The organism is Holophagales bacterium (assembly GCA_016699405.1).
Lineage (GTDB): Bacteria > Acidobacteriota > Thermoanaerobaculia > Multivoradales > JAGPDF01 > JAAYLR01.
The window spans coordinates 4,813,189-4,825,999 of sequence record CP064972.1 but is presented as its reverse complement, the minus strand read 5'-3'; the positions used below and the strand labels follow the sequence as shown (position 1 = coordinate 4,825,999).

The 12,811-nt window shown below is 72.3% G+C and carries 7 protein-coding genes; all 7 read right to left on the bottom strand.

Features of this window, described 5'->3' with window-relative positions; all coding sequences use genetic code 11:
- The 7 genes from IPJ17_20040 to IPJ17_20010 all read right to left on the bottom strand — a co-directional run bounded on the left by IPJ17_20040 (position 1) and on the right by IPJ17_20010 (position 12,811).
- Entirely contained in the window at positions 1–1,545 is a 1,545-nt protein-coding gene (locus IPJ17_20040; protein QQR73731.1) for a trypsin-like serine protease, read from the bottom strand.
- Complete coding sequence (locus tag IPJ17_20035; GenBank protein ID QQR73730.1) at positions 1,536–3,371, bottom strand: trypsin-like peptidase domain-containing protein; 1,836 nt, start codon at positions 3,369–3,371, stop codon at positions 1,536–1,538. Before IPJ17_20035 ends, IPJ17_20040 begins: the two co-directional genes overlap by 10 nt.
- Positions 3,372–3,455: 84 nt before the next feature.
- Positions 3,456–5,252 carry a S8 family serine peptidase gene (locus tag IPJ17_20030; protein QQR73729.1) on the bottom strand — a complete coding sequence of 599 codons (1,797 nt, stop codon included), beginning with the start codon at positions 5,250–5,252 and terminating at the stop codon, positions 3,456–3,458.
- 93 nt (positions 5,253–5,345) lie between these two features.
- Positions 5,346–8,534: a diguanylate cyclase gene (locus tag IPJ17_20025; GenBank protein QQR73728.1), complete on the bottom strand. Its 3,189-nt coding sequence runs from the start codon at positions 8,532–8,534 to the stop codon at positions 5,346–5,348.
- Positions 8,535–8,592: 58 nt separating this feature from the next.
- Positions 8,593–9,681, bottom strand: coding sequence for a ribosome small subunit-dependent GTPase A (rsgA, locus tag IPJ17_20020; protein ID QQR73727.1), 1,089 nt, complete (start codon positions 9,679–9,681; stop codon positions 8,593–8,595).
- A 32-nt stretch (positions 9,682–9,713) separates the two neighbouring features.
- Complete coding sequence (locus tag IPJ17_20015; protein QQR73726.1) at positions 9,714–11,123, bottom strand: sigma-54-dependent Fis family transcriptional regulator; 1,410 nt, start codon at positions 11,121–11,123, stop codon at positions 9,714–9,716.
- Positions 11,120–12,811: a PAS domain S-box protein gene (locus IPJ17_20010; GenBank protein ID QQR73725.1), complete on the bottom strand. Its 1,692-nt coding sequence runs from the start codon at positions 12,809–12,811 to the stop codon at positions 11,120–11,122. The genes IPJ17_20015 and IPJ17_20010 overlap by 4 nt, the downstream gene beginning before the upstream one ends.

Sequence of the window (12,811 nt, the reverse complement as noted above, 5' to 3'; positions counted from 1 at the left end):
CTACGAACAGGGCAGCGCGTCGACGTCCTGCACCGGCAGCGCCGGGCTGCCGTCGGTGTTGCGGTAGACGCGCGAGATCCCCGTCCTGGTGTCGGTGACGATCACCGCGTACCCCACGTCGGTTCCCGCCGTCATGTAGATCCAGAAGCGGTTGTTCAGCCCGCAGCCGTTGAGCACCTTGACGAGGAGCTCCGGGTTTTCGGCACCGAAGAACCAGAAGAGACCGCCGCGCGTCACGCCGAGGCTGGAGAGGGCGATCGCGTGTCCCTGGCCGGCGAAGCCGCCGTTGCGCGTCGAGAAGTAGTCGACCTGCACCTTGAAGCGCTGGTCGGCCGCGGTGTCGTCGACGCAGAGGGTCTTGTCGCCCGGGGTGCAGGTCGTGGTGACCTTGTTGAAGGTCGTGGCGGTGACCTGATAGTTGCCGGCGCCGGCGTCCCGCGTGAGCAGGAGATTCCACGTGCCGGCGGCCGGCGCGAGGACGTCGCAGGTCTCGAAGACGCTGCCGGCGTTGCTGCGGCAGGCGAAGCTCGAGGTCGTCGGCTGTGTCCCGACCTGGAGGTAGAGGTCGAAGTCGGTCGAGGTCGCCGTGCGCCCGACCTCGTCGCCGTTGACCGCCACGCGCAAACGGGCTGCGCCGGCCGGCACGACGACGCTCGAGCGAACCTCCGGCGTCGTGCCGGAGAGGTCGCCGCTGGCGCTTGCCACGGTCGCGCCGACGGTGCCGACCGGGGCGAGACCGCCGCAGCCGCTCGCACCGAGATCGCTGCCGGCCTGGGCCGCGAGCCATGCCGCGTCCGTCGCGACATCGCTCGCCCAACCTTCGTCCGGCGGCAGGCAACCGGCCGAGGTGCCGCCGGAGACGATTCCGGCGACGGTCGTCGTCCCGGCGGCGTCGACGAGCAGCGGCCCGCCGCCGTCGCCATCGCAGGCGTTCGAGGCGAGGCCCGCAGCGGGCAGCGGGTCGGCGAAGCGCCAGCAGAAGTTCGTGCTGCCGGAGACCGCCGAGCAGGTGGCGAGCGTCGCCCGCCCGGTGCGCTTGAGGCCCCGGTCGTCGACGGCACCGCCGGCGCGGCCGAAGCCGACGAGCGTCGCGGTCGTCCCGGCCGCTGGCGCGGTGCCCGAGCGCAGCGGCAGCGGGGCCACTCCTTCGACCGGTCCGCCGAGGTGGAGGAGGGCGAGGTCGCTGCGGCTGCCGAAGGCGAAGTCCGGTGCGATGTCGATCTTGACGATCGGCAGCTCACCGCCATGCTGGAACCAGAGCGTGCGACCGGTGGGTGAGGTGAGGGCCGGCTGGGCGGCGCACTCGCTCGCCGTCAGCGGCACCCCGGTGCCGGGGTCCTTGCAGAAGCAGTGCGCGGCGGTGAGTGCCGTGCGGCAGCCGACGAGCACGGCGCTGCAGAGCGTGCCGGAGGTGCCGCGCACCGCGCCGACCGCCGGGTGGGCGAAATCGAGCGTGCCGTTGGCGATGCGTCCGTCGACCGCCTCCTCGGCGGCGGCGGGTGCGGTCGCCAGGGCGAGCAGGAGGAGCGTGCGGCTCAGCTGCATGGGAGACCCACGGTCGTGTCCTGCACCGGCACGTGCGGCGTCAGGTCGTTGTTCGTGTAGACCCGGATCGCCCCGGTGACCGTGTCGGTGACCTGGACGGTGAAGCCGACGTTCGTCCCGGCCGTGAGGTAGACCCAGAAGCGGCTGTTGAGGGTGCAGCCGTCGAGGACCTTGATGAGCAGCTCGGGGTTGTCGGCGCCGAAGAACCAGAAGAGACCGCCCTTGGTGACGCCGAGCGAGGTGAGGGCGATCGCCCTGGCGCTGCCGGAGAGGCCGCCGCTCTGCACGGTCGAGAAGGTCACGGTCACCTTGAAACGCTTGTCGCCGCTGGTGCGGTCGATGCAGAGCGTCGTCGCGTCGGGGACGCACGGTCCACTCGCCGAAGGGCTCAGGTACGGCTGCAGCACCGAGTAGGACTGGGCAAAGGCGCCGTCGGCCTCGGCATTGGCGTAATCGCACCCGTTGCTACCGTCGTGACCCTCGGCCGGACACCCTCCGTGGAGCTGGCCGACGATCTTGCCGTCGGACTGCAGCAGCGCCGAGCCGGAGCTGCCGCCGAAGGTGCCGCCGAGATTCGTCATCGAGTAGATGTGGGTCGGTCGCAGTGCGTCGGAGCAGGCCGGGAAGCTCGTCGACACGGTGGTGCGCGAGTACGACTGCGGATAGAGACTGCTGTTGACGTAGGGGTGCGAGATCCGGTGCAGCGTCGTGCCGTCGGCCGGCGCGAGCGTCGTCCAGCCGAGCAGCGTGCGCGTTCCCGGGAAGCTCGCCAGCTGCAGGAGGGTCACGTCGGAGCTCGCCCCCGACACCAGAAGCGTCGCCCCGTTGCTCATCGGGAAGCTCCCCGGGGTGGCTCCGCCGCAGCTCGCCGGACGCACGTCCCACCGGGCCTGGAGGCTCGCCGCCTCGGACGAGGTGTTGATGCAGTGCCGAGCGGTCAGCAGGTAGGGGACGACGGTCGAGGTCACCGTGTCGTTGATCAGCTGGCCGCTGCACACGTACGTGCTGGCCCCCGAGACGAACTGGAGTTGCGCGATGGCGCTGCGCACGCTCTCGATGGCGGGGAAGGTCGCGGCGGTGGTGCAGGTGGCGTCGACGATGCACTCGCCGAGGCGCGGCGTCAGGCTGCCGGCGACCGATCCGTCGGCGTTCAGGGCGAAGCTCTCGGCCACGTCGCGCACGACGAACCCGGGCCTCGCCTCCCGGGCCAGGGACCCGGCAGGAAGGGCGACCTCGAGGAAGAGCTCGGAGCCGGAGACGCTCGGCGTCCACAGATCCCCGTGCTCGTCGCGCAGCTCGAGGCCGAACGCCCGCGCCTCGCCGTCGCTGCCCCACACCCAGAGACGGCTGCCTTCCGGCAGGTTCACCTCGGCAAGGTGCAGGCGGAGCTCCTCGGCCTCGTCGACGCGCACCCAGGTGCCCCAGGCGAGGTCGCCGCGCGGCGTCGGTCCAGCCCAACCGCCGGCGCGTTCGACGGGCTCCTGGCGTGCCAGCAGCGCCGCGTCGAGCGTCACCCGCTCGCTCGCCGGCAGCGGTCGGACGAAGCCGGTGCGCACCGGCAGATGCCCGGCGGCGTTCCACGCACGCAGCGCGGCAAGCTGGTCGATCGCCGCCGATCGCGCCGCCGTCAAGGTGGTGGTCGGGGCGGTGAGCAGGGCATCGGCCAGGCGCATCGGCGGGGCCTCGGCGGCGCGCTGATCGAGCGCCATCGCCGCCGTCTCGCTCGCCACCTCGACGAGCGGCTGGGCGGCGAGGGGCGCGAGCGCCGCCAGGCCGCAGACGGTGACGAAAGCGACAGTCGTCCGGCGGAAGGGGTAGAACGTCATGGTCGAGCCTCCTCGGGTCGGCGCAGGGCGCGGCAGGGCCGCGCCCTCGTCGGATCTTACGTTCGGTGAGCGCGCAGCGCTGGCTCAGGGACAGGGTAGCGCGGCGGTGTCGCCTACCGTCTGCGGGTAGGTGCCGAGCGGGTTGGAGTAGGTCTTGATGGTCCCGGTCTGGGTGTCCCGCACGGTGATGGTGTAGGCCTGGTTCGTCAGCCCGGAGGCGAAGACCCAGTGCTTGCCGAAGGCCGAGCAGGCATCGACCATCTTCACGCCCATCTCGAAGTTCTCGGCGTTGAAGAAGTAGTAGAAAACCGACTGGTCCGACTCGGTGCGCTGGCCGCCGAAGCTCATCACCGTGGCGTCGCCGGTGGCGCTCGCCGTGCGCCAGGTCACCTTGACCTCGTAGCGACCGGCAAGCAGGCAGGCGGTATGGCTGTCGCGCACGCAGGCCGTCGTGTTGCTGAGTTGAACGACGGCGAGCGCACGCTGGCAGTCGAGCAGCGGGAACGAGAGGCCGTTCGTCGAATCGGTCGACTGCGAGGGGCTCGAACGCAAGGCGGCCTCGATCACCGCGGCGGGCGTGCCCGGGTAGGCCTCGCGCAGCAGGGCAGCACAGCCGGCGGCCATCGGCGCCGCCATCGAGGTGCCGTAGTAGGTGATCACTCCGCCGCCGCGCTGGGTCGAGTCGATCGGGGCGCCCGGCGCGACGAGGTCGAGGCTCGCGTCGGTGTTGCTGAAGCAGGCGATCTTGCCGGCCGACGTGGTGGTGTCCGGTCCCGGTCCGTCGGGTGGAGGCAGGCACATCGTCCCCTGGTAGCCGACATTGGCGTCCCAGGTGGCGCCGACGGACAGGACGTCGTGGACGCAAGCCGGTGCCGTCATCAGACTGCCCGAGCCCTGGTTGCCACTGGCGGCGACGACGGCGATCCCCTGGGCTCGCAACTGGGCGACCGCGGCGGAGAAGAGCAGCGTGTAGGCGGTCGCCGAGTCGCAGTCGCCCGGGAACAGGGCGTTGGTGCCGAGGCTCAGGTTCACCGCGTCGACGTCCGGACGGTTGGCCGCGATCCAGTCGAGCGCGGCGACGACGTCGGAGCTGCAGCAGAAGGAGCCGGTGGCGTCGAGCACCTTGACCGCCACCACGCGGGCGCCGGGGGCGACGCCGCGCGGCGCCACGCCGCCGTTGCCGGTGACGATGCCGGCCACGTGGGTGCCGTGGCCGTTGTCGTCGACCGCGCTCCCCGGTCCGCTGCGGGTCTCGCCACCGCCCGGGCAGCAGCCGACGTTGTCGGCGGTGGAGCAGAAGCAGGCTTCGCCGTCGAGCGCGCCGGTCAGGTCGACGTGCGTGGCGTCGATTCCGGTGTCGAGAATCGCCACCGTCGCCCCAGCTCCGGTGATTCCGCTCGCCTGGACGAGGTCGGCGTGCACCAGCGGCACCGCCTGGGCGAGCGCCGCCTTGCCGCCGGCGTCGAGGTCGACGCGCAACACCGCCGGATCGTCGAGCAGGGCCGCCAGGGCGGGTGCGGAGATCTCGAGGGCCACGCCCGGCACCCGCTCGAACTGCCGCCGCACCTCGAATCCCGAGGCCGGCAAGGTGCGCAGGAGCGCGGCCGAGCGCGCCGCGAGGCGTCCGTCGGCGGCGAGCGCCGGGTCGAGGGCGATCAGCACCCGAGCTCGCTCCTGCCGCGTCAACGCGTCGACGACCGGTGTGCCCAGACGCGCGCTGTGACTCTCGGCGGCGAATCGTTCGAGCAGGGCCGCCTCGAGGCGCACCGGCGGCGCGGGTGGGACACCGGCCCGCAGCGGTCCGGAGAAGGCGGCGAGACCGGCGCACCAGGCGAGAGACGTGAGCAGGATGGCTGGAGCGGCAGGGCGTGACACGGACATGTGGAACCTCCTCGGGCGCGGGCGGCCGCAGGGCGACCGGGCGAGGAGTCTACCGTCGCTCCGCCCCGCCCGGGGTGAGGGGCTGCACGCCGATCAGCCGCGCGGAATCGGGATACCGGTCGAGCTCGGGGGCCGGCGCTCGCCGCTCGGCAGCTCCGGCTCGGTCGCCACGCGATTGCGCCCGCGTTGCTTGGCGCGGTAGAGGGCGAGGTCGGCACGGTGCAGCAGCTCGCGCGGGTCGGTCTCGGGCTCGGGCAGGAGCGAGGTGACGCCGCAGCTGATCGTCACCGACGGCCGGACGCTCGAGGCCCGGTGCTCGATTCCCATCTGCTCGACCCGGGCGCGCAGCGCCTCGGCCACTCGCGCCGCGCCGAGCAGGTCGGTGCCGGGGAGGATGACGCCGAACTCCTCGCCGCCGTAGCGACCGACCATGTCGCCGGCGCGGACCAGCCCGTCGGCGAGGGCGGCGGCGACCGAGCGCAGGCAGCTGTCGCCCTTCTGGTGACCGTAGGCGTCGTTGTAGCTCTTGAAGCTGTCGATGTCGATCATCACCAGGGCGAGCGGGGCCTGGGAGCGGACGGCGCGCCGCCACTCGAGCTCGAGGACTTCGTCGAAACGCCGTCGGTTGGCGATCGCGGTCAGGGCGTCGACGTAGGAGAGCTCGATCAACAGATCGTTGGCTTCGCGCAACTGCCGTGTGCGCGCGTCGACCTTGGCCGAGAGGTCGCGCTCGCGCCGGGCGAGGGCACGCAGGCGGGTGCGCACGAGCGCAGCGAGCAGCGCCAGGACGGTGGCCGCGGCGAGCAGGTAGGCCCAGCCGGTCTCCCACGGCGCGGGATCGACGTGCAGCCCGATCTCGCGCGGACCGGTCACGTTGCCGGCGTAGTCACGGCCCCAGACGCGGAAGCGGTAGTCCCCCTTCGGCAGCCGGGTGAATTCGCGGTCGCTGTCGGCGCTCCACGAGCTCGGTGCCGCCTCGAGGCCGACCATCTGCGAGCGATAGCGCGTCTCGCCCTCCCGGAAGAAGGAGAGGAGCGCGAAGTCGAAGATGAGGTGCGCCTCGTCGTGAGCGAGTCGTTCGCCGTCGCGGATGGCCCGGCCGCTTTCCGGCAGCGTGCCGCTGAGCAGCATCGGCTTGCTGGCGCGATCCGGCGCCTCGAGCCGCGGGTCGAGGATGGCGGCGCCGCCGACGGTGCCCACCCAGATCCGGCCCAGCCGGTCGACCAGGCCGGCTCCACGATTGCCCTGGTTGAGCGGCAGCCCGTCCTCGTGGTTGAAGGTCTCGACGTCGAAGCGCAGGTCGTCGTGCGTGGTCGGCGTCGTCGGCGTCAGGCGGGCGACGCCGCGGTTGGTGAGCAGGTAGATCCGCCCGCTGCCGTCCTCGAGGATCTGGTAGATCACCTCGTTGGGCAGGCCGGCGAGGGTGTCGCGATCGAGGCGCTGGAGCGGCGTGTCTTCGACGGCGAGATCGAGCAACGCCACGCCGCCGCCGTCGGTGCCGATCCACAGGTGGTCGCCGCCGGCCGGATGGTGCGAGCGGTGCAGTGCCTGGACCACCGGATTCGGCAGCCCTTCGGCATGTCCCCACCAGCGCCAGCTCCCGGCCTCGAGCCTCCCGAGGCCGCCGGTGGTGCCGACCCACAACACCCGCCGGCCGGTCACCGAACGCGTGGCGAAGAGGGCCTGGACGCGCGGGTCGGCCGGGCCACCGGTGAGCGGCACGTTGGCGAAGGTCTCGCCGCGGCGCCGGGTGAGGCCGCCGCGCGTGCCGATCCAGAGCGCCGTCTCGCCGTCGTCCTCGGTCGTCTCGAGCAGGGCGTGGACGAGGTTGTTGGGCAACGCTCCGGCGGCGACGTCGAAGACCTTCCAGCGGTCGCCCGTGCGCAGCGCGAGACCGCCGTTGCGGGTGCCGACCCAGAGCTCCTCCCGCCCCGCTCGATTCCGCGTGGCGAGGAGGCACTGGACGCTGTCGTTCGGGAGCTGGTCCGGTCGCGCGTCGAAGACGGTCCAGTTGCCGCCGTCGAGGCGATGCAGGCCGTCGCCGTCGGTGCCGAGCCAGTAGACCGGTCGCCCCGCGGGATCGTCGGTCTCGACGATGGCGTTGACCGGCGAGTTGTGGTCGCTGCCGTAGGCGAAGCTGCGCCAGCGGCCCGGGGTCAGGCGGACCAACCCGCCGTTGCGCGTGCCGATCCAGAGTGCGTGAGCGCCCTGGTCGGCGGGAGTCTCGAGGACGGCGTAGACCGCGTCGGAGGAGATCCCGGAAGCCGAGTCGACGCGGTCGAGCACGTGCGCGCCGACGCGTACCGCACCGCCGCCGTCCGTCCCGACCCAGACGGCGCTTGCCGGGCCGTCGCTCTCGAGCGCCGGAGCGAGCGAGGTGACGAAGTCGTTCGGCATCCCCTCGGCGCGCGTGAAGCGACGCCACCCGCCGTCGACCAGGCTGTAGAGTCCGCTGCCGTAGGTCCCGGCCCAGAGCCGACGTCGGCCGTCGGCTTCGGTCGTCTCGAGCAGGCTGTTGACCGACGAGCCGGTGGGAAAGCCGGGTTCGGCGACGAAGCGAGCGGAGCCCGGAGCCATCCGCGCGAGCCCGTCCTCGGTTCCGGCCCAGATGGTGACGGCTCCGGCGGCATCGGTCGTGGCTCCGACCACCCAGACCCTCTCGTTCGGCAGGCCGTCCGCCGTGCCGTAGACCCGCCAGTCGCTCCCGTGACGGCAGGCCAGGCCGCCATGGGTGGCGACCCAGATCTCGGTGCCGCCGCCGGCCGCGGCAACTTCGGCGAGGGCGTTGACTCGCGAGGCGGGCAGCCCGCCGGGGCCGGCCGCGAACGTCTCCCAGCGCCCCTCGATCAGGTGCGCGAGCCCGCCGGCCTGGGTGCCGAACCAGAGGCTTCCGTCGGCGGCCGCGAGGAGCGCGCGGACGTGATTCGTCTCGTGGCGCTGGGGCAGGTCGACCGACGTCCAGCGCCGCCCGTCGTAAGTGGCTGCCCCGTCCTGCGTGCCGACCCAGAGCCGGCCGAGCCGGTCGACGGCGATGGCGTGGACGGTGTTTTGCGGCAGGCCGTCGAGATCGCGGAAGACGCGCAGGGCGGGGGATCCGAGTCGTGCCGCGGAGTGCTCCGGTGGGGAAGAGCGGGGCGCCGACGCCGCGAGCGACGGGGCGAGGACGAGAATCCCGAAGGCGACGAGCGCAGCGCCGATTCCGCGGCGCGGTCGAGCCGGGCGGCCGGACGCCGCGAACTGAGTCGCAGGGACCCGCGGGGCGAACTTCGAGACGCCGATCAAGGTCGCCAGATCCTACCGCAGCGCGACGTCAATCCGATTGCACTTTGGGACAGGCGCTTCAACCCTCGTCGGCGGCGAGCGAGGCGAGGATGCGCGAATAGACGGCGAAGCGTCCGGCCGGGATCTCTCCGGCGGCAACGGCGTCGCGGACCGCACACGACGGCTCGTGGGAGTGGGTGCAGTCGGCGTAGCGGCAGCCCGTCGCGACGGCGGCAAGCTCGGGAAAGAAGGTGGCGAGCTCGCGGGGGGCGACGCGCCACAGCCCGAGCTCGCGAATCCCCGGGGTGTCGATGACGCGCGTCCCGCCGGCGAGCCGGTGGAGTGTCGCCTGGCGCGTCGTGTGCCGCCCGATCGGCCGCCCCGCCGAGACCTCGCCGATCGCCAGCGCCAGCGAGGGGTCGATCGCGTTGAGCAGCGAGCTCTTGCCGACGCCGCTATGCCCGACGAAGGCGCAGGTCTTCCCGGCGAGCCGCGAGCGCAGCTCGGCGATTCCTTCGCCGGTCTCCGCCGAGCAGAGGACGACCGGCAGCTCCAGGGCGGCGTAGTCGGCGAGCACCGCGAGCTCGGGGTCGGCGGCGCGATCGGCATCGGCGAGGTCGACCTTGTTGACCGCCAGCAGCGGCGTCGCGCCGCCGCGGGCGACGGCGACGAGATAGCGGTCGACGAGTCCGGCACGCAGCGGCGGCCGGCGCAGCGAAGCGACCACCACGACCACGTCGATGTTGGCGACCACGACGCGCTCGACCTCGCGGGCGTGCGGGTCGGGCCGCGAGAGAACGCTGCGCCGCGGGACGACGGCGACGGCGAGCGGATTCGCTCCCGGTCGCAGCTCGATCTCGACCTCGTCGCCGGTGGCGATCTCGCTCCGCTGCAGCCCGGCGAGGCGGGGATGCAGGGCGCAGACGACCGCCGCGCCGTCGAGGTCGACCGTGCAGGCGCCGCGCGAGACGGCGATGACCAGCGCGCGGCGGCGGGGGGCCTCGCGCTCGACCGGTCCGGCGAGGCGCTGCAGCCGGTCAACCTCGTGACGCAATCCGGCGGAGCGCCGGCGTCCGTGCCCGGAGTGCTTGGGGATCTGCTCGCTCTCCTCCTCGACCCAGTCGGGTGAAGAGCCGGGAAGCGGCGGATCGACGTCGTCGCGGTGCATTCAGCCGGGGTGGCGCGATGGCGCGCGGGCGGTCACGCGGATTCGTCCGCCGATTCGCTGCCCGGGCGTCCGGTCGCCAGACCGCCCTTCTTGGCGAAGTAGCGGAAGGAGCGGAAGGTCATGCCGAGCAGCTCGGCGGCCTGGGTCTGTCGGCCGCCGGTGCGTTCGAGCGCCTGGCGCATCAGCTCGAGGCGGAGGCGGTCGAGATGGGCCTCGAGGTCGAGCCCCTCCGCCGGCAGGGCCGTCCCGGGCCCCTCCGGACGCGGTGGAGCGAGGATGTGCTGCGGCAAGTCCTCGGTGGTGATCGTCTCGGCGCTCGACAACGCCAGGGCGCGCTCCATCGCGTTCTCCAGCTCGCGGACGTTGCCCGGCCAGGCGTAGGCCTCGAGGCGGCGCATCGCCTCCTGGGAGATGCGCCGGGGCGACAGGGCGAGCTGGCGGCAGTACTTCTGCAGGAAGAAGTCGACGAGCAGCGGCACGTCCTCGCGCCGCTCGCGCAGCGGCGGCAGGGCGATGGGGATGACGTTGATGCGGTAGTAGAGGTCCTCGCGGAACTCGCCGCGGGCGAGCTTCTCGGCGAGGTTCTGGTTGGTGGCGGCGATGATGCGGACGTCGACCGGCTCCTCCTGCGTGCCGCCCACCTTGCGCACCACGCGCTCCTGCAGCGCCCGGAGCAGCTTGACCTGCATCGGTAGCGACATCTCGCCGATCTCGTCGAGGAAGAGGGTGCCGCGGTGTGCCTCCTGGAAGAGGCCCTTCTTCTCCCGCACGGCGCCGGTGAAGGAGCCGCGCTCGTGGCCGAAGAGCTCGCTCTCGAGCAGGTTCTCCGGCAGGGCCCCGCAGTTGAGCGAGAGGAAGCGATGGCCGGAGCGCGGGCTGGCGAAGTGGATGGCCCGGGCGATGAGCTCCTTGCCGGTGCCGCTCTCCCCCGAGACGAGCACGGTCGAGGCGGTCCGCGCCACGCGCTCGATCAGCGCGAAGACGTTCTGCATCGGTCGCGAGCGCCCGATGATGTTCGAGAAGGTGTACTGCCGCGCCAGCTCGCCCTTGAGATAGGCGTTCTCGTCGACGAGCTGCGTCTGCTCGAGGGCTTTCTGCACCAGGAGCTTGAGCTCCTCGACGTCGAACGGCTTCGACACGTAGTCGTAGGCCCCGGCCTTCATCGCGTCGAGGGCGCTCTTGGTCGAGGTGTAGGCGGTCATCATCACCACCGACACCCGCGGGTCGACGGTCTTGATCTCGCGCAGCAGCTCGAGCCCGTTGCCGTCCGGCATCAGGATGTCGCAGAGCACCAGATCCGGTGCGCGGTCGGCGAGGCGACTGCGCGCCTCGGCGAGCGAGCCGGCGGTGGTCACGTCGTACCCCTGACCGACGAAGAGCAGGCTGAGGAACTCGGCGAGACTCGCCTCGTCGTCGACGACCAGGATGCGCGGCTGGCTCACGAGGCGGTCACCTGCTCGGCGGTCAGGGTGGTCGATCGCGGTGTCAACGGCAGCTCGACGACGATCTCGGTGCCGTGGCCGGGCGAGGTGTCGACGTGCACCGCGCCGCCGTGCTCCTGGACGATCCGGTAGACGATCGCCATTCCGAGCCCGGTGCCGCCGTCGAAGAAGGAGTGGAACGGCTGGAAGATGCGGGCCCGCTGGTCGTCGCTCATCCCCTGGCCGTCGTCGCGCACGATGATCCGGTAGCGGTCTGCGGCGAGCTCGCCGCGCATGGTGAGCGCGCCTCCGCCCGGCATCGCGCGCAGGGCGTTGCGCGCCAGGTTCCAGAAGATCTGCGAGACCTGGTCCGGGTCGGCGGCGATCGTCGCCGAACGCGGCTCGAGCTCGAGCCGCAGCTCGTGGCCGGCGGCCTCGGTGGAGTTGCGCAGCAGCTCGAAGCTCTCGGCGAGCAGCGCGCCGACGTCGAAGGCGCGGGTCTCGCGTTCGCGGGGGCGGGCGAAGCGCAGAAAACCCTTGATCGTCCGGTCGAGCCGCAGGCTCTCGCGGGCGATGATGTCGAGCAGCTTGCGCCGGCTCGGGTCGGTGGCCGGATCGGCGGCCAGCAGCTGAACCGAACCGGAGATGGCGGCCAGCGGGTTGCCGAGCTCGTGGGCCAGTCCGGCGGCGAGCTCGCCGGCGGCCGCCATGCGGTCCTTGAGCCGCAGCTCCTGTTGCAGGCGCTGCCAGTCCGACAGGTCCTGGAAGACGAGGAGGAAGCCGCTCTGCGTGCCGTGGGCGTCGGTGAGCCGGCTGATCGAGTAGCCGACCGGCAGGCGGCGCTCGCCGTCGACGAGCTCGGTCTCGGAGCGGGTGCGGCCCCGGCCGCCGGCTCGTGCCGCGGCGCCGAGCCAGCCCTCCGGGGTGAAGAGGCCGGTCGTGGTCACCGGGCGGCCGACCAGATCGCGTTCCGGATGCCCGAGGATCTCCTCGCCCGCCCGGTTGACGCTGGTCACCGATCCGCCGAGGTCGGTGGTCAGCAGGCCGCTCGAGATCGACTGGACGACGTCGCGGTGGGCGATCTGCAGGTCGGCGAAGCTGTCCCGCTGGGCGGCGAGCTCGCGTTCGGCGCGACTCACCGTCTGGGCGAGGAACGAGGTGAGCAGCGCCACGGCGTAGAAGCCGAAGAGGTGGACGGCGAGGTTGTAGACCAGCCGCCAGAGGCGCTCCTCACCCTCGACGACGTGCGACACCTCGGGGATCCAGCCGTTGAACAGCGCCGCGAGGACCCCGGCATAGAGAGCGTAGGCGGCGGTGGCGACCCAGATCCCGGTGCGCTGGCGCAGCATCGCCGCGGCGACGGCGATGTCGATCAGGTAGAGCAGCGAAAACGGGCTGGTGATGCCGCCGAAGGCGTAGACCAGGCCGGTGATGAGCAGCAGGTCGCCGCCGAACTGGATCGCGGCGTTGAGCACCAGGTGCCGGGAGAGGAGGCGCAGCAGGCCGGCGTAGACGAGGCTGGCGAAGTAGGTGGCGCCGGCGAGCAGGAAGAGGATGTCGAAGGTCAGCGGTCGCGCCGGGACGGCGGCGAGCTGGAGCAGGAAGTAGGGGACCGCGACGCTGGTGATGACCAGCAGGCGGACGACGATCAGCCAGCGTAGCTGCCGCGCGAGCGGCGGCGGGGCGGGAGTGGGCCGGAGGTCGGACAA